Source organism: Citrobacter sp. GW821-FHT07H02, from assembly GCF_059418505.1.
On sequence record NZ_JBWKPZ010000024.1, the window covers coordinates 1 to 16,658 of the forward strand.

Annotated in this window: 17 protein-coding genes; 9 read left to right on the forward strand and 8 right to left on the reverse strand. The window is 48.9% G+C overall.

Annotation, left to right across the window (positions count from 1 at the left end):
- Window positions 1–56: 56 nt before the first annotated feature.
- Window positions 57–1,118, reverse strand: coding sequence for an alpha/beta hydrolase (locus tag AC07NP_RS19390; protein WP_494661451.1), 1,062 nt, complete (start codon window positions 1,116–1,118; stop codon window positions 57–59).
- Between the two features lie 426 nt (window positions 1,119–1,544).
- Between AC07NP_RS19390 and AC07NP_RS19395 the strand changes: the two genes are divergently transcribed.
- From AC07NP_RS19395 to AC07NP_RS19415, 5 genes are read left to right on the forward strand one after another with little or no spacing between them, the layout of a single operon-like run.
- A complete protein-coding gene (locus AC07NP_RS19395; RefSeq protein WP_494661452.1) occupies window positions 1,545–2,489 on the forward strand; it encodes an MBL fold metallo-hydrolase in 945 nt (314 codons plus the stop codon).
- Window positions 2,490–2,492: 3 nt separating this feature from the next.
- Entirely contained in the window at window positions 2,493–2,819 is a 327-nt protein-coding gene (locus AC07NP_RS19400; protein WP_494661453.1) for a hypothetical protein, read from the forward strand.
- A complete protein-coding gene (locus AC07NP_RS19405; protein ID WP_494661454.1) occupies window positions 2,807–3,622 on the forward strand; it encodes an MbnB/TglH/ChrH family RiPP precursor modification enzyme in 816 nt (271 codons plus the stop codon). The genes AC07NP_RS19400 and AC07NP_RS19405 overlap by 13 nt, the downstream gene beginning before the upstream one ends.
- A 12-nt stretch (window positions 3,623–3,634) precedes the next feature.
- Window positions 3,635–4,366, forward strand: coding sequence for an HvfC/BufC family peptide modification chaperone (locus AC07NP_RS19410; protein ID WP_494661455.1), 732 nt, complete (start codon window positions 3,635–3,637; stop codon window positions 4,364–4,366).
- Window positions 4,367–4,370: 4 nt separating this feature from the next.
- Entirely contained in the window at window positions 4,371–4,991 is a 621-nt protein-coding gene (locus AC07NP_RS19415; protein ID WP_494661456.1) for an HvfX family Cu-binding RiPP maturation protein, read from the forward strand.
- Window positions 4,992–5,134: 143 nt separating this feature from the next.
- On the opposite strand, the gene AC07NP_RS19420 is transcribed toward AC07NP_RS19415, so the two are convergent.
- From AC07NP_RS19420 to AC07NP_RS19430, 3 genes are all read right to left on the reverse strand, one after another.
- Window positions 5,135–6,388 carry an MFS transporter gene (locus AC07NP_RS19420; protein ID WP_203359067.1) on the reverse strand — a complete coding sequence of 418 codons (1,254 nt, stop codon included), beginning with the start codon at window positions 6,386–6,388 and terminating at the stop codon, window positions 5,135–5,137.
- A gap of 132 nt (window positions 6,389–6,520) precedes the next feature.
- Entirely contained in the window at window positions 6,521–7,477 is a 957-nt protein-coding gene (locus AC07NP_RS19425; protein WP_203359066.1) for a sugar phosphate isomerase/epimerase family protein, read from the reverse strand.
- A gap of 8 nt (window positions 7,478–7,485) precedes the next feature.
- Window positions 7,486–8,190 carry a GntR family transcriptional regulator gene (locus tag AC07NP_RS19430; RefSeq protein ID WP_203359065.1) on the reverse strand — a complete coding sequence of 235 codons (705 nt, stop codon included), beginning with the start codon at window positions 8,188–8,190 and terminating at the stop codon, window positions 7,486–7,488.
- A gap of 1,041 nt (window positions 8,191–9,231) precedes the next feature.
- Here AC07NP_RS19430 and AC07NP_RS19435 point away from each other — a divergent pair.
- The 4 genes from AC07NP_RS19435 to cuyB all read left to right on the forward strand — a co-directional run bounded on the left by AC07NP_RS19435 (window position 9,232) and on the right by cuyB (window position 13,280).
- Entirely contained in the window at window positions 9,232–10,602 is a 1,371-nt protein-coding gene (locus tag AC07NP_RS19435) for a tyrosine phenol-lyase (protein ID WP_203359064.1), read from the forward strand.
- A 185-nt stretch (window positions 10,603–10,787) separates the two neighbouring features.
- Window positions 10,788–12,050, forward strand: a complete 1,263-nt coding sequence (locus AC07NP_RS19440; RefSeq protein ID WP_494661457.1) for an aromatic amino acid transporter — start codon at window positions 10,788–10,790, stop codon at window positions 12,048–12,050.
- A 25-nt stretch (window positions 12,051–12,075) separates the two neighbouring features.
- Window positions 12,076–12,210: a hypothetical protein gene (locus AC07NP_RS19445; protein ID WP_255565705.1), complete on the forward strand. Its 135-nt coding sequence runs from the start codon at window positions 12,076–12,078 to the stop codon at window positions 12,208–12,210.
- Window positions 12,211–12,545: 335 nt separating this feature from the next.
- Window positions 12,546–13,280, forward strand: a complete 735-nt coding sequence (gene cuyB, locus AC07NP_RS19450) for a cysteate racemase (protein ID WP_494661458.1) — start codon at window positions 12,546–12,548, stop codon at window positions 13,278–13,280.
- 7 nt (window positions 13,281–13,287) lie between these two features.
- Here cuyB and hypT read toward each other — a convergent pair whose 3' ends face one another.
- From hypT to AC07NP_RS19470, 4 genes are all read right to left on the reverse strand, one after another.
- Window positions 13,288–14,196: a hypochlorite stress DNA-binding transcriptional regulator HypT gene (gene hypT, locus AC07NP_RS19455; RefSeq protein ID WP_203359061.1), complete on the reverse strand. Its 909-nt coding sequence runs from the start codon at window positions 14,194–14,196 to the stop codon at window positions 13,288–13,290.
- Between the two features lie 68 nt (window positions 14,197–14,264).
- Window positions 14,265–15,431 (reverse strand): beta-aspartyl-peptidase, encoded by a 1,167-nt coding sequence (iadA, locus tag AC07NP_RS19460; protein ID WP_494661459.1) that lies wholly within the window; start codon window positions 15,429–15,431, stop codon window positions 14,265–14,267.
- Window positions 15,432–15,443: 12 nt separating this feature from the next.
- Window positions 15,444–15,905: a YjiG family protein gene (locus AC07NP_RS19465; protein ID WP_162380735.1), complete on the reverse strand. Its 462-nt coding sequence runs from the start codon at window positions 15,903–15,905 to the stop codon at window positions 15,444–15,446.
- Entirely contained in the window at window positions 15,902–16,588 is a 687-nt protein-coding gene (locus tag AC07NP_RS19470; protein WP_494661460.1) for a nucleoside recognition domain-containing protein, read from the reverse strand. The genes AC07NP_RS19465 and AC07NP_RS19470 overlap by 4 nt, the downstream gene beginning before the upstream one ends.
- Window positions 16,589–16,658 lie beyond the last annotated feature (70 nt).

Consider the following 16,658-nt stretch of genomic DNA (forward strand, 5'->3'; position numbering starts at 1 on the left):
TGGTTTTGTCATGAGTCACCTCTGATTGAGAGTTTACTCACTTAGTCGCGTGTCCACTATTCGCGGGTAAGATCAGTCCTGGCTTCTTCCGGTACTTTGTCTTCGAGCATGAGCCAGGCGTGGACCATGCCGGGGAAATGGCGGTGCATTACCGGTACTCCCGCGGCTTTCAGCCGGGCAACAAAAGCGAATCCTTCATCACGTAGAGGGTCAAGTCCCGCGCTAAACACCAGTGTTTCCGGGAAATCGTTGCTCACAGGTAGGTAGAGTGGTGACGCCAATTGACGATCTTCATCATGCTGGAAGTACTGGTGAAAATACCAGCGGATCTTACTTTCATCTAACAGCTTTCCCGTGCCATTTTCTTTTACTGACGGCCAGGTCAGGGTGTAATCCAGGCTCGGATAGATAAGCACCAGTCGATTTATCAACCCCGGATGAGTGCGTGAGAATGCTTGCGCAAGCGTGGCGCTGAAGGCACCGCCACCGCTGTCTCCGGCCACCGTTAGCTGACGCTGATATGGGATATGCAGACGATCCAGCAGCGTCCAGACCTGTTCTGTTACCGCCCAAACATCAGAAAGCCCTTGCGGATAGGGACTTTCCGGTGCCCGGCGGTAGTCAACAGAGATGACCGTGTTTCCGGTTGCTGTCGCCAGATGGCGGGCAATGGGATCGTACACCTCCACCGAGCCACTCAGATGCCCGCCACCATGAATAAAGAGCACAACATCCTGTTTTCCCTGCAAAGTGGGGCGGTAAATACGAACCGGAATGCGCCGTTCGCCGGTATCCACTTCAGCATTGAGCACCGCTGCCATCGGGTCGGACGTGGTGACGTTCGCTTTGGTCAGCGCCGCCAGTCCCTCTCTTGCGCTTAACGTATCGTAAGCTCCGGGAGGATTGCTGGCCTGTTTATCCAGAAATGCGGCAAGCCGGTCGGGTGGTGTTTGTACCAGAGGACCGTTAGCGTGCTGCCACGCCTGCTGGTAACGCCGCTGTTGTTCCTGTAGCGACTCCGCACTTACGGAAGGACTGAGCATACTGGCAGTGGTTATTGCGGCGAAGGGTAATAGTAATTGCTTTATGGATAATCCTAATCTGGGTATGACGTTCATTTTTTCTCCAGGCGTACAATAGTGTCGCTTCGTTAAGCATATAACCCAGAGTAAAAATGTGTTTTATCGAGGTAAATATTATTGCTTATCGGGTAGCCAGGTTTAGTAAAACACTTTTATCGTTAAATTGATTTTTAGCTATTCTTGCTTATTTTCTTTTTTATCGTGCTCATGATTTACGAAATTAACCCTTACTTTTTTAAATGTTATTTGGGGTAACAATGTGAATTAATACAAGTTATTCCCGAAGTCATTGCATACGGCATTGCTTATCAAGAAAACAGATATCGATAAGTTAAATTATGGATTTCATCATATTTAAAACTTGAATTACATTTCCTTTACATTTTTAACTGTCTGGCAGGAATAGAAATTTCAGCACCTAATACACAGGGTTCAATATATATGGAAGGAAATAAAAAATTAATGTATTTAAGAAAAGCGTCATTGCTGACACTTTCGCTGTTTTTTTCTGTCAATGTGTTGGCTGCCGGGTTGCAGTGCGAAAATAAGGATTTCACTCTGCAAACGCTGGGTACTGGCGGACCGATTACAGACGATCAGCGTGCTTCATCGGGAGAGGTTATTTGGCTAAATGGGAAGTCGGCCATTCTTATTGATGCTGGTGGCGGTATTTTTTTACGTTTTGGCCAATCGGGCGCCCGTCTGGAGGATTTAAAACTCATTGCCATCAGCCATTTCCACACTGACCATGTCTCGGATCTGGCACCGATTTTAAAAGGCGGCTATTTCCTGAAGGAGAAGGAGACCATTAACCTTGCGGGGCCAGAAAGTGGCGGCGTATTCCCGTCAATGACGCAATATTTTAATGCGCTCTTTAAAAAAGAAAATGGCGCTTATTCCTATCTGAATGGGTTGTATAACGCGACAGATGGTTTACAACTTGCGAGTCACATTAAAGATATTAATTACACCGCCACTGACCCACAATTGGTGTATCAGGACGATGAAATGAAAGTGACCGCGCTGGGTATTCCTCACGGCGATGTTCCTTGCCTGGCGTTCCGTATTGAAACGGCGAAAGGCACTATTGTTGTGTCAGCCGATCAGAATGGCAGTAATAAAGCGTTTGCCCGCTTTGCCAAAGGCGCAGACATGCTGGTGATGCCGTTAGCCATTGATGAAGATACTGACGAAACATCGAAATTTATTCATGCCGCCCCGGATGTGGTGGGCAAGGTGGCAGCTGAAATCAATCCCAAAGTGCTGGTGCTAAATCACTTTATGGGCAAAGGGTTGCGTCTCAAAGATCAGTCCATCGACATTGTGAAACAGTATTACCACGGTCCGGTCTATAGCAGTCGCGATCTCTCCTGTTTCCCGATTTCATTAACCAATGCGAAGGAATAACCGATGAAAAAAGATATTGTCCTTTCAATCGTCGTGGGTTCCCTGATGACCGCTGGAATGGTTAACCCCGCCAGTGCAACAGAGGCGAGCGGCAGCGCCAGTCAGGTGCAGAATAAAGCGCCGACCAGTAGCGGTAAATGTGCCAGTGGTAAATGCGGTACGGAGAAAATCTATAGTCAGGCCGCGCTAAAGCATGACCCTCAGGATCAACTGGTGCGCGCCAGAGACGGTAAATGTGGCCTGACGGGGGAAGGCATAAATAAGCCTGAATCCGAATCCTCCCAGCTGGCGAGTGCCGAAAAATGTGTTAGTGGCGTATGCGGGAAATAACCTCAGAGGGGGCAGGAATCGGGCTGCGCGGCGAGCATATTACGGCACTGCTGCAACAACCCCGCCGTCAGGATATCGACTTTCTCGAACTGGCCCCAGATAACTGGATGAATATCGGCGGTGCGAGGAAAGAACAGTTAGCAGACATCAGTAAAAAATATCCGTTAATTGCGCACGGACTGAGTTTATCCATTGGCGATAGTTGCCCATTAAATGAAGAATATATTAATGATGTTCGCCGTTTTCTCGACGAATACCATATTGATATTTACAGCGATCATTTATGCTTTTCTCGCGATCGCCAGGGGTATCTCTACGACTTGCTGCCCGTACCCGGTTTTACCGATGTGTTGCCTTATTTAGCCGCACGTATTGACCAGGTTCAAAATATGATGGGACGGCAGTTGGTTCTTGAAAATATCTCCACCTATCACCGCTACGCAGGTGAAATGCCGGAGGTGGAATTTTGGGGCGAATTGCTCAACCTTAGCGGTTGTGGAATGCTGCTAGATATTAATAACGTCTTTGTGAATGCCTGTAATCATGGGTTTGATGCCTTTGAGTATATTCGCAGCATTCCGTCGTCGTCGATTATCTATTACCACATCGCAGGTCATCTGGAGTATGAAGAGTTTCGCCTCGACACCCATGGAATGCCAGTACCGGAGGATGTATTAACACTGGCAAAACAGACCGTGCAGTTTCATGGCGCGAAACCTTTGCTACTGGAACGTGATAACAACATTCCGCCCCTGGCGGTGTTATGTGATGAATTAACGCAAATCAGGGAATATCTTTTATAAAAGCGAGTGCCTGTGACGACACATGATTTAGTACCTGCATTATTAGTCGAGATGGAGGCAATGTTTTCTGCTCAACTTCGGGCCAGAACAACGTCGGGCGAAACCTGTTCTCGCGGTATGTCGCTGTACCGGAAAATCGTCAGAGAAAATATTGGCGGCGTGTTGCAACGTGTTTTTCCTTTATTTTGCCAGCGTGTCAAAGACGCAGATATTCAGGATCTGACGGATGCTTTTCTCCATCAGCATCAGGCCAGCCAACCGGAATTTCATCAGGTGGCGACAGAGTTGCTGCTTTTTATGCGTCAGCAACGTCAGTTGTCGCCTCATGATTTGGCGCTGATCGAATATGAATGGCTGATGTACGCCGTGGAGATCGATGACAGTCACGTTCCACCTCCTCAGAAAACGTCGTTACGGTTGGTACAGACAGGCGATGTGGACGTGGTGCGAAATCCCACGCTGAAGATGGTGGCTTTACCGTTTCAGATCCACGAGGGAGAACCCTGTTATGAGGATGAAGGGCGCCTGAATTATTTTGCGCTCTATCGAAAGCATAATAATGCGCTGTACCAGAAGAGACTCAGCCAGGTTGATGTGCAGCTATTGTCAGCGATTAATCATCAGATCATTTCAGCCGAACGCTTGCTAAATAGTGCCTCACTTTTTTTAGCTGATTTTTCTTTGCGCTCGTGGCTGGAAACCAACAATAACGACGAACTTTTGTCTTTAAAATACAAAGGGTGATGCTATGTGGATAAACGTAATTTCGTGGTACAAGCTCGTTATATCAAAAATAAAGAAAGCAGACTTTATTGCGCTGCTGCTTATCCGCCTTTTTTTAATTCCGGTGATTTTTGCTGGCGCACACTCCAAGGTCATGGGATTTAGCGGCACGGTGGCCTGGTTTGCACAACCGACAGCAGAAGGCGGACTGGGACTACCGTTTCCCTGGCTGCTGGCATTTCTGGCAACGTCTACTGAAGTGCTGGGGTTGATTTGTATTACGCTTGGGCTTTTCACGCGGATCATCGCCATCCCAATGATCGTCGTGATGAGCGTCGCCAGCCTGATGGTTCACTGGTCGCACGGTTGGCTGGCTATCGCCAGTAACAGCATGGAATCCAGTCAGCGAATGACAGCGTTTCTCCAGTGGTTGATGGAAAACTTCCCCGGTCGGTATAACTATATTACGCAACTGGGCGATCCGATTATCCTGAATAACGGTATTGAATTCTCTGCCACTTATTTCATCATGCTGTTAGTTCTGCTGATCTACGGTGGCGGAAAATATGTCAGTGTGGACTATTGGCTGACAAAAGCGACACCCGTCTGGCGCAATCAGAACAGTAATACCGAGCTGAAATCCTAAAACGACGCCGTATTTCTGAGAGGAAAAATGGCAGCAGGATGACCCGGCTGCCATTTTTAATGGTTAAAACTGACGACGCTTATTTTCTTTTCCCCGTTGTCGGTGTATTGACGGTCGGGGAAGATAACGCATCGATCATTCCATTATGCTGACGTTGCTTCTAACGCCATTTTTTGTTGCTTAATCCTTCTGGCCAGAAGAGTGGAGCACACGAAGCCCAGCAGGCTGAATACCACCATCACGCTGAAGACATAGTTATAGCCGGTAATGCCTTTGAAGTTATCCAGAAGCGAGCCATACAGGGTGTAGGCAAACATGGCTGGCATGTAGCCGATGATGCAACCAAATGCCATCGCAGAACCACTGTACTGGCGTGAGATACCGATCTCATCCATCGGCGCAAAGAAAATCGCGCGCTGGGAGAAGATAATGGCGCCAAAGCCTAACGTCACCGCCATCCCGACATACACATTCATAGACTCGTGAGGCAACTGAATGAAGAGGATCATGGCAATCGCCGCGATCAGGAACGTCCATTTCAGGTAGACCGTTGGCGATTTAGTGACTTTATCGGCAAGGAATCCGCCAATCGGGCCGCCGACCATTTTTAACGCATACTGGTTGATGATACCGTACGCCCCAACAAGGGCTACCGGTAACATATAGATATCCTTTAAGAAAGGGATGAAGTAGGTTAATCCACAGTAAGCGGCGTACACAAAGAAGATACCAAATGCGGCCAGCCACACGTTAGCGCAGGTCAGAACATGTTTGATGCCCTTGAGAACTTCCAGATTTGCACTGCTATTATCGCGAGCGGTGACTTTGTCATCATCCCCCACAATGAAATAGGTAATAACACCGACGGTGAGCGTGATTAACGTGTAGAAAAGCAGACCCGCCTGCATACCTGCTTTACCTTCGCCGAACTGCACAAAAATAAACAAGGCACCGGAGGCGACAATCACATCGACAACACCACGGCCGGCTTCCAGGAAACCAAACATGCGTCCCTGTTCTTCCTGTTTCCCCAGCAGGCGTACGGCTTTCAACAATACGGGCCAGAAAATGACATCGCCAAAGAAGGCCATTGCCGCAAAACAGAGCAGATAACCGGTGAATGAAGGCAGTGTGGATAAATACAATCCACAGAGTCCAACGCCAATCAACCCAAAGGGTAAGAGTATTTTCTTGGAATAACGGTCAGCAATATAAAGGGAAAGAAACAGCCCTGTTGTCTGGATAATAGTATATACAGTGAAGCCGAGACCAATTTGTGTATTGGTTAAACCCCAGTCATTTTGCATCGGGACGTAAAATACGTCCTTCATGCTGGAAAGCTTAAATATTGTTCCACCACCGAGGACTAAAAAGCACAGTCGTGCCCACTTGTTCATGAACATAGTTATACCTTCACTTACTCAAAAGCATAGAGGGAATAACCTTCCATATCTGCTATTGATAAATATCAAAGCGATAAGAAAGTTGATGTAATTATCGTTGTGTTAGATTAATTTATAATATTTAAATTAATTCTCGTTAATAAACTTATTGCATATGTTTCTGACATAGTGAATTTGTTCTATTGCGTGCTCTGATTCCTGAGCAAGGCGCGCATCAACCTTATCAGCATCAGGTAATGGTGTATAACTCGCGGTTCTCCAGGGGATCCACGGGTTATCTCCCTCATCGTCGAAGCGGAAAGCGGGAGCAAAGTAATCGACTTCTTCCTCAAGGCCGAAAGATATTACCTGCGGCTTGTCTTCTCCCAGCAGCAATAATTCTCTCAGCATCGCCTCCATGGGTAAATCCCCATGCCCGGAGCGGCACGCTTCATGTGCCCAGCCGGAACCATCCTGGATGATTTTGGCATCTTTTACATGCACTTGCGTTATGTACGGTGCCATGACTTTCAGGGCGTCGAGCGGCTTTTCATTGGCATTAATCATATTGCCGAAGTCAAAAAGTATTGAAAGGTTCTTCATCCCGCTCTGTTTTACTAAGCTGACCAGTTCTTCTCCTTTCAGATCTTCATGCTGCTCTATTGTGAATGTTAAGCCGCAATCATCAAACTGAGATAAATATTGTATATCTAACGCTATCTTTTCCATGACGTCTTGCAGATGCCCCTCATAGCGAGGGTAAAAACGGACGGATGAAGCGCCTGTCGCACGGGCAATCCTGATCGCATCGTCCAGCGTTTTTTTATCTGATGCGCTGGTTTCAATGTTAACATCCAGACCGTAGTCTTCTGCTTTTTTCCTGAAATCAAATAACTGATGGTCACTCAACATTTGTAAGGCCTGAGTTTCACCATCCTCAACATGAATCTTCACACCCTGTAATTGATGCTGATGTGCAATATCCAGTAGATCACCTGGCAGAATCCGTTCGTACCGCATATTTAAATGAAATGCATAGGCATGCAAATATAGGGGGATATTGCTGGCTCGCTCAGCGAGGCACACCCTGTCTGTTGTTTTCATTTTCACCCTCATTCATCTTTGATATAGAGTTCAACGGACTCCAGTCTCCAGTACTCAAAGTCAACCTGAACCACTCTTTTCTCTCGTGTTGCCCGATGTTTTTCGACCAGAATGACGAAAGAATTTGGTGCAACACCCAACTCTTTGCATGCCTGATCAGGTATTTTTACGGGTTTAAATACCATGCTCTTTATACTCAGGAACTGACTGAATTCTCTTTCCCAGACTTCGGCAAATGACTGGTTGTTGATTTTATTAACAAAATCAGGGGCGAAGTCGGCGTCAATGTAGGACTCATGATAAAAAACCTTATGCCCGTCAAGACCACACCAGCCAGTGATGAGATAACTGCTGGTATTTTCAGAGAACGCCTTCACCACACTGGAAGGCGGCGCTTCGCACAATTCTTCTTCCAGATACCCCCAAAACGGAAGTCGCCCCTGGGCGCGGGCTTCGGCATTAAAGCTGGACTGCGCTTTTGGGTTATAGATGAAACGCTTGGGCGCAATAAACCAGCCGCTACGATTTTTCCTGAAGATGATGGATGCCACCTCCAGCTCCAGTAACACTTGTCTCAGCGTCATCCTGCGGGTATCGAGCAATTCACAGAGTTCCCGCTCTGAAGGAAGTCGTGAACCCGCAGCCAGATTTGTCTCAGACAACCACCTTTCCAGGCGCTCCCGGATGATATCTACATAGCTTTTGTCTTTCATTCTCACCAATCTGGTATAAACCAATTTTTCGCTACGTTAAGGGTTTTAGGTTAAACAGCAAGTTTTTTCGCCAATGGTGGTTAAATTTTGTGTCCTTTATCGCAAATAATGCGATGCGCATTCATTTGAAATACGTCTTATTGGTGATATCGGTGGCATTCAAAATAAAACGACGATCTTTGGTTTCACGCAGGTGGATTTTGGTTGTTGTTATTTTGTTAATTATTTTGTTTTTCTAAAGTCAGGTGGTCGGATAAAGAGGGATTGTTATGAAATAGTAAATTATTCGGAGAGTGGGATTATTTAGCGTACAGAGATTTGTGGAGTGGAAGAGTCACGACACGCTCGTACAATGATAAGTAACTGTATGCATCATCAGGAAAAAGCAATAAAGTCAGGACGGATATAAAATATAATCGGCACCTTTAAATATATTTCCAGAAAATAAGATTGTCGGAAAATAGACATTGCACGTCATTAAAACCCATTCCCGCTAATTGTCTCACGCGTCAGATCTGGTATTGCAAAACCATTGCAGAAAAACGTGAAGTAGATCTCTGAAGTAAATCATGTTTTCTGAAAGTACGTTGTTTTGTACAAATTACTTTACGCTTTTAGTGATGTTAATCACGAAATTAACGGTGGAGGGTGATCGTAATCCCACAATATCCACTCTCAAAAATAGAGATTGTGAGCTGAAAAGGGGCTGGAAAGTTATGTTTTCAGTTCGTTCTTGCTTTTACAGTGTCTGAAGGGACGTTGCAATTCACTGCGTGGTAAATAACTTGTTGAATATGAAAAGCTAAGAAAAGAACGTGTGATTTATATCACGTGCATTTACACTTTTCTTTATCATTTGAAATGATTAATGGTGCGAGGACTATTTTCTTCAGTAATTAAATCTTGCATAGTGCCATCACATTATTTCCACCCCCTGGTTCAGGTGGTGAATAGTTATATCTCCTCAGGGCCTATTGATGAGATAAGGGTGCTTTACTTCACATTAATACGAACATGATCACTGTTTACTGGAGAAACAAAATGAATTATCCGGCAGAACCCTTCCGTATTAAAAGCGTTGAAACTGTATCTATGATCTCGCGTGATGAGCGCATTCAGAAAATGCAGGAAGCGGGTTACAATACTTTCCTGTTAAACTCGAAAGATATCTATATCGACCTGCTGACAGACAGTGGCACCAACGCGATGAGCGATAAACAGTGGGCCGGTATGATGATCGGTGATGAAGCTTATGCGGGGAGCGAAAACTTCTATCACCTGGAAAGAACAGTTCGGGAACTGTTTGGTTTTAAACATATTGTGCCTACTCACCAGGGGCGTGGCGCAGAAAACCTGCTGTCAATACTGGCAATTAAACCGGGACAGTATGTCGCCGGGAACATGTATTTCACCACGACGCGTTATCACCAGGAAAAAAATGGTGCGATCTTTGTCGATATCGTACGTGACGAAGCGCACGATGCAGGTCTGAATATCGCATTTAAAGGTGATATTGATCTTAATAAACTGCAAAAACTGATTGATGAAAAAGGCGCAGAAAATATTGCCTATATTTGTCTTGCGGTCACGGTTAACCTCGCGGGCGGTCAACCTGTTTCTATGGCGAATATGCGCGCCGTCAGAGAATTAACTCAGGCTCATGGTATTAAAGTGTTCTACGATGCGACCCGTTGCGTAGAGAACGCCTATTTCATTAAAGAGCAGGAGCAAGGGTTCGAGAATACCAGCATCAAAGATATCGTGCATGAAATGTTCAGTTATGCTGATGGTTGTACCATGAGCGGCAAAAAAGACTGTCTGGTGAATATCGGCGGTTTCCTGTGCATGAACGACGATGAAATGTTCTCTGAGGCCAAAGAACTGGTGGTGGTTTACGAAGGGATGCCATCCTACGGCGGCCTTGCGGGCCGTGATATGGAGGCCATGGCCATTGGTCTGCGTGAATCCATGCAGTTCGAATACATTGAGCACCGTGTTAAGCAGGTTCGCTACCTGGGCGATAAGCTGAAGGCGGCGGGTGTACCCATTGTTGAGCCGATCGGCGGTCATGCGGTGTTCCTGGACGCGCGTCGTTTCTGTGAGCATCTGACGCAGGATGAGTTCCCGGCGCAAAGTTTGGCAGCCAGCATTTTCGTGGAAACCGGCGTTCGCAGTATGGAGCGCGGTATTATCTCTGCCGGTCGCAGCAAAGAGACCGGTGAGAACCACCGTCCAAAACTGGAAACGGTGCGTCTGACGATCCCACGCCGCGTATACACCTATGCACATATGGATGTGGTGGCAGACGGTATTATCAAACTGTATCAGCATAAAGAAGATATTCGTGGGCTTAAGTTCATTTATGAGCCTAAGCAGTTACGCTTCTTCACCGCGCGTTTTGACTATATTTAATTTTTTCGTGGCCCCAGGTAACTGGGGCCTTTTTGTTTTTATTTTCACAGAACAGGAAGCCTTTACTGTATCGGCGATTCTTTGCTGACTAATAAAAATGCAAACCTGACTTCAACACGTTCATTATCCGAAGATGTACAAATGACAGCCGTAATTATAAATAATAGTCAACAGGAACATTTACTATGGATATTAATGCCATTGAACGACAGAGTACCCCCGGATTAATTAGCGGGACAATGCTTGTCATTGCGACCGTTGTGGGAGGGGGGATGTTTTCTCTTCCTATTGCGATGGCTGGCGTATGGTTTCCCGGCGCTTCTGTCATTCTGATTGTTATTGCCATCATGATGTTGTTAACCGGTCTGATGTTGGTTGAGGTTAACCTTCACTATGGTGCTGGAGCCAGTTTTAATACGTTTACTCAGGATTTGCTGGGGCAAAAGTGGAATATAGTCGTTGGGATTGCCTTTGGCTTTGTGCTGTATATCTTAACCTACGCTTATATCTCCGGCTCCTCGGCGGTGATGGCGCAGACCGTGTTCAAATATAGCGGTATTCGTTTCCCTGCAAATATTTCAGTGGTTCTTGTCAGCATGCTGGTCGGCGTGATTGCCTGGTACAGTTCGTTGCTGGTCGGGAGAATTACGACCGTTCTTATCATCGGCAAATTTTTGGCGTTTTTTGCCACCTTCTCCGGGCTGGTCGGTCATATTGAAGTGGCTAAACTGGCCGATAGTGCTGAGATCGCGCTACCGAATGCACAATACCTTCCGTACATTCTGATGACGCTGCCATTTTGCATTATCTCTTTTGGTTTTCATGGCAACGTTCCGAGCCTGGTTAAACTCTACGGAACGCGAGGTATCCCGCACATTACGCGCTCCATTATCATCGGTACGCTCTTTGCTGTGCTGCTGTATGTCTTTTGGCTGGCGGTCACGATGGGGAATATCAGTCGTGCGGACTTTCCTCCGATCATTGCCAAAGGGGGGAACATCGATGTGTTTGTGGAAGCCATTAGCGGGTTATTTACCAGTCGGTATATGGACTTGATCCTGACATTCTTCGGTAATTTCGCGGTAGCCAGTTCATTGTTGGCGGCCACGTTGGGTCTGTTTGATTATATTGCCGATCTGTTTCACTTCTCGGATGACAATATGGGGCGTTTGAAAACCGCGCTGGTGACCTATTTCCCACCTGCGGCCGTGTGTTTCTTCTTCCCGAATGGCTTCGTGCACGCGATTGGTTACGCGGGTCTGGCGTTTACCATCTGGAGCGTGATCTTACCGCCTATTCTGGTCAAAGCCGCGCGTAAACGTTTTGCGACGGCGCATTACACCTCTCCTTGTAACAACACGGTGCTGAACCTGGTGATTGTGGGAGGGGGGATTGTCTATCTGACTGTCGTTCTGGATGTGTTTGGCTTGCTGCCGACATTCCGTTAGGTCTTGAGGCAAGAAAGGAGTCGCTATGTTTCTGACATTACTCAGGTGGCAGCATCCGCTGGTGTATCGATATACCTGGCTACGGATGTGGGTGGTGGTGTTAAGAACATCCGGATTGCGTAAAAGCAAAGAAGGGAAAGGGAATCAGGCCTGTCGGTGACAGGCCTGCCTGGTTTTACACCCGGAAGTAGCCTGGTGGGAGCAATATTGCGAACGCGTCGATTTTTCTCACCATCTTTTTCCAGAACAACATAACAACAATCCTCTACTTGAAACATCGGCGCTATTTTATGCTGCTCTGGAGGTGCTTAAAAGATAGCCTAAGCGTTCTCTCTTTTGTGAGGGTGTAAAGCTTTTTGTTCACAGTGGCAACCGGTCGCCGCCGGGAAGAGGGGGCTATGATTTTTACGCATAGCCGCTAATAAAACGGCATTTTTTACCTAAACATCATGCTGATAGTGTGTTTCTGAACTCAAGCTAAGCAGTGAGAAAGTGATGAAACATACGATTGGGATCTTAGGTGGAATGGGGCCAGCAGCGACGGCGGATATGCTGGAAAAGTTTGTTTACTTACGCGACGCCAGCTGCGATCAGCAGCATATCCCGCTGATTGTGAGCTCTATCCCGGATATCCCCGATCGCACGGCCTGTTTATTATCCGGCGGTCCTTCACCCTATCACTATCTTGAGCGTTATCTGCATATGCTGGAAGAGGCGGGGGCGGAATGTATTGTGATCCCCTGTAATACCGCACATTACTGGTTTGAGGATCTGCGGGCCGTGGCAAAGGTTGAGATGATTAGCATTCTGGATGCGACTCTTGGCGAAATTCCTCCGTCGGTCAAACGCGTGGGTCTGTTGGCGACGAACGCCACGCTGGCGACAGGGCTGTATCAAAAGAAAGCAACAGCGCAGGGACTCACCCTGATCCCGCCGGAAGATGCGGGGCAGGAGCAGGTGATGCAGGCTATTTATGCCCTGAAAAGCGGCGATAAACCGGCGGCGGAAAAGCTGCTGTTGCCACAAATCGAACGGCTGATTTCCCGTGGTGCGCAGAGGATAATCATGGGGTGTACCGAAATTCCACTTATCGTGTCCGGGCACGAGGACGCGTCTGGTTGCCGCTTTATCGACTCCACTGCGTCACTGGTGCGTGCTGCCATTCGTTGGTATGAGTCCTGGCCGGATACGCAGACAGCGCGGGTGCCGGAACAGTTTGCGCATGCCTGAATGGCGTTCAGGGGGCGGCGTGAAGGTTGTGCAGTTCCCGCCAGAAACGTTCCGCTAAGGGATTCATGCGCGTGTCCATGCGGTACGCGTATGCCTGGATTGGAATCACCAGCGCGTCATTGTCCAGCACGATCAACTGTCCGCTGCTGAGCTCCTGGCGAATGGCATACTCCGGCAGCCAGGCGATCCCGCAGCCGTCCAGTGCAACCTGCTTTAACAACTCACTCATTGAAGAGACAAAAAACGTGCTGAAACTGAGCTCGGCGTGACGGGTCAGCGTGCGGTTTATCAGCCTGCCCATATAGGAGTTGCGGCTATAGTTCAGCAAGGGGAAGTGAGGCTGGTCAAGGGTATAGCGTGGTTGCCCCTGTTCGTTGCTGGCGCAGACGGGAAAGAGTTGCGACTCAAACAAACGAATGTTGGCAAACGGCGCCTGCAACAGATTTTCGTCGTGATAAGAAAAGATAAAATCGCTTTGGCCTTCCCGCAGCATATCGACAGCCTGATCGACATCGATCGCCTCAACCGACCAGGTAAACTGCGTTGGCATCGCTCTGACAACGCCCGGCAACAGGCCGAGGGAAAGCGAGTGCGCCGCGGCAACTTTGATTTTACGCAGCGTAAAATCGCTGCCGCCCCGCAGTTCCGTCAGGTTACTTTCCAGTTGTTGTAGCAGATGACGAATTTGAGAATGAAAGATTTTCCCCTGCTCAGAGAGCTGTAGCGGAGAGATCTGGCGATTAAACAGTTCGACGCCCACGGCACTTTCCAGCGCGCGAATCCGACGACTGAACGCAGGCTGTGAGACATTACGGATGATCGCTGCCTGAGAAAAGTTTCGGCACTTTTCCAGGGTCAGAAAATCATAAAGCCATTTCGTTTCAATGTTATGCAAACCTGCACCACTCTCGTCCATTCCTGTTTACCTGTCAGCCGCTCGTTTGCGCATTCTACGTTCATTCGAACGGCTGACAACCTTTCGACCTACTCAAACGTTCCTTTTACGCAAGCCTTACCGTCCACGACCATCCGTTTCCCACGCGCGTAAACCTGCTCGATGCGCAGTTCCGGCGTCATCACCAGCAGGTCGGCATCGTGACCGGGGAGGATTTCACCTTTACCGGAAAGACTCAGAAACGTCGCCACACTGGTGGTAAGAGGGCGCAGCGCATCCGTCAGCGTAAAACCGTAGTCGTTAACCAGTGCGTGCAGGGTTTGCAGCAAACTGTCGAAACCGGCAACGCCAATGCCCGTCAGATTGCCCGCCGCGTCAAACAGCGGTTGGCTGCCGTTGCCATCAGAGCTGAGCGTGACCTGGGCAAGCGGTACGCCCGCTTTCACCGCGCGCGCAATACCCTCTGGTGGCGTCACCGGGCCGGGAATGCCGCTGGTGATATCGATAGTGCCGCCTTTGAGCGCGAAGGTCAGCGCCTGATCGAACAGGAATTCGCTGCGGTTTACGTGGGTCGGGAGCAGTTTGCCCATCGGCACATCGCTGTTTTCCAGAATGTCATACAGCGGTTGCAGCCCTTTTTTGCTGCTGCCCATATGGAACACGCTGACGCCGGGCTTCCCGCCGAGCAGTCCGCCAACACGAGATTCCGCCGCCATACTGGCCAGTTGATAATCACCTGGCGCGGCAGAACGGTGATCGGAGACCGCGCATTTCACGCCGATAACGCGATCGATGAGCGCCACATCTTTCTCTACGGAACCGGTGATGGTCGGCGAAGGAACATGATAAGCGCCGGTCAGCATCCAGGCGGTGATCCCTTCTTCATTCAGCGCCCGGGTTTTCGCCAGCAAGGATTCCGGATGACGGGTGACGGAGTCGGTGCCCAGCAAGCCTATCACCGTGGTGATCCCCGCTTCGGTGAGGCGGCTCAGCGTGACTTCCGGCGTCCGTGTGGTAGGGCCGGCTTCACCGCCGCCGCCAATCAAATGGACGTGCTGATCGATAAAACCCGGGCACAGAATGCGCCCGCGTAAATCAATGACCGTACAGTCCGGCACAATGTCTGCCGGGATAGCGCTATCAACGGCAATGACCTTGCCGTTGGCCAGCAGCACGTCGCAAATTCCCCGGTCTTCTGGCGCAAACAGATGCGCCCCCTGCAGCAGAGTAAAATCTGCAGCGGATAAATCAGACATGATGACTCCTTACTAAACAATAAGCTGCATAACCCAAATAGAAAGTAATGCGTTGATTGCGCACACCGCGATGATATGGGGATAGTATTTGGCATTCACTTCGGCAGTCCCGAGACAGCGACCAACGTTCTGTACCGGGTTACCCATCAGATAGATGGCCGGGAGCAGTACTGTGACGTCGTGGCCGGTTAAGGCTCCGGCCGTGAGCAGGCTTGCAGAGACGCCGACGGCGCCGCCCATACTCATCAGCGAGGCTAACAGAACGGTTGCCGCTTCGCCGGGAAGTCCCCACAGCGCCATGATCGGCTGACAGATGTGTCCCACCCAGTCGAGTAGGCCCGTAATTTTTAAGGCCTGAATGATCACGAACGCCATGACGACGTTAGGTAGCAGGTTGGTGGTGGCGATGGTAAAACCGCGACGTGCGCCATCGATAAACATATCCATGACGTTTTTGCGTACCTGAGTGGTCATGATTGCGCTCCTTGCAGAGGGTGACGACGTTCTTCGAAGTTAATCCAGAGACGCAGCAGGTTAGCGCCGACAAATTTAAAGACCAGGATCACCGCCAGCGGGACGATAACGGAGGTGCCGAGAAACGCGAATACGGCGACGCCGGAGGAAAAATAGTTGGTGATAATGGCGCTGCCGCTGGTCTGGTACGCCGCAAAAATGACTTTATCCCGTTCGGTAATTTCCCCTTCCTGGGCAAGCTCTTTAGTCATACCGGCTGCCGCATCGGTGTTTTGCAGGTTAGCGATCAGCGCCAGTGAGCAAATACCGGGAATACCCAGCAACGGTTTGAGAATCGGGGTCATCAGCTGTTGAGCCGCACGCAGCCCGCCCAGACCGTCGGTGACGGCAATGATACCCAGAGAGAGAATCACCGACGGGGCGAGTTCCAGTGCGAACAGAAAGCCATCTTTTGCCCCGGTGCCACCCGCACCGCGAAATGACGTGGTGGCGTGCCCGGCACTGCCAGGAAGTTGACCAAACGCGCCATTCAGCACGCTAAAATCAAAAACGCGCCACCATCCCTCACTCCCGGAAAAAACACCCGAAAAGAAAATGATGGTCAGAAAAAATGCCAGATAGCCTTTAATTCCAACCCGTTCCGTTGCAAGCGGTATGGCCGCTTGTTCCCCTTGTTGCGCCATAGTGAACCCCGTTTTATTTTTTTGATAATATGTGTTTGCTGCGACAGGCCACGTCGGGCCTGAAACTGAA

What these genes read in the sequence shown, in the direction of transcription:
- AC07NP_RS19390 (WP_494661451.1), bottom strand. Translation starts at nt 1,118, where the DNA reads ATGAACGTCATACCCAGATTAGGATTATCCATAAAGCAATTACTATTA.
- AC07NP_RS19395 (WP_494661452.1), top strand. Translation starts at nt 1,545, where the DNA reads ATGTATTTAAGAAAAGCGTCATTGCTGACACTTTCGCTGTTTTTTTCT.
- AC07NP_RS19400 (WP_494661453.1), top strand. Translation starts at nt 2,493, where the DNA reads ATGAAAAAAGATATTGTCCTTTCAATCGTCGTGGGTTCCCTGATGACC.
- AC07NP_RS19405 (WP_494661454.1), top strand. Translation starts at nt 2,807, where the DNA reads ATGCGGGAAATAACCTCAGAGGGGGCAGGAATCGGGCTGCGCGGCGAG.
- AC07NP_RS19415 (WP_494661456.1), top strand. Translation starts at nt 4,371, where the DNA reads ATGTGGATAAACGTAATTTCGTGGTACAAGCTCGTTATATCAAAAATA.
- AC07NP_RS19420 (WP_203359067.1), bottom strand. Translation starts at nt 6,388, where the DNA reads ATGAACAAGTGGGCACGACTGTGCTTTTTAGTCCTCGGTGGTGGAACA.
- AC07NP_RS19425 (WP_203359066.1), bottom strand. Translation starts at nt 7,477, where the DNA reads ATGAAAACAACAGACAGGGTGTGCCTCGCTGAGCGAGCCAGCAATATC.
- AC07NP_RS19430 (WP_203359065.1), bottom strand. Translation starts at nt 8,190, where the DNA reads ATGAAAGACAAAAGCTATGTAGATATCATCCGGGAGCGCCTGGAAAGG.
- AC07NP_RS19435 (WP_203359064.1), top strand. Translation starts at nt 9,232, where the DNA reads ATGAATTATCCGGCAGAACCCTTCCGTATTAAAAGCGTTGAAACTGTA.
- AC07NP_RS19440 (WP_494661457.1), top strand. Translation starts at nt 10,788, where the DNA reads ATGGATATTAATGCCATTGAACGACAGAGTACCCCCGGATTAATTAGC.
- AC07NP_RS19445 (WP_255565705.1), top strand. Translation starts at nt 12,076, where the DNA reads ATGTTTCTGACATTACTCAGGTGGCAGCATCCGCTGGTGTATCGATAT.
- cuyB (WP_494661458.1), top strand. Translation starts at nt 12,546, where the DNA reads ATGAAACATACGATTGGGATCTTAGGTGGAATGGGGCCAGCAGCGACG.
- hypT (WP_203359061.1), bottom strand. Translation starts at nt 14,196, where the DNA reads ATGGACGAGAGTGGTGCAGGTTTGCATAACATTGAAACGAAATGGCTT.
- iadA (WP_494661459.1), bottom strand. Translation starts at nt 15,431, where the DNA reads ATGTCTGATTTATCCGCTGCAGATTTTACTCTGCTGCAGGGGGCGCAT.
- AC07NP_RS19465 (WP_162380735.1), bottom strand. Translation starts at nt 15,905, where the DNA reads ATGACCACTCAGGTACGCAAAAACGTCATGGATATGTTTATCGATGGC.
- AC07NP_RS19470 (WP_494661460.1), bottom strand. Translation starts at nt 16,588, where the DNA reads ATGGCGCAACAAGGGGAACAAGCGGCCATACCGCTTGCAACGGAACGG.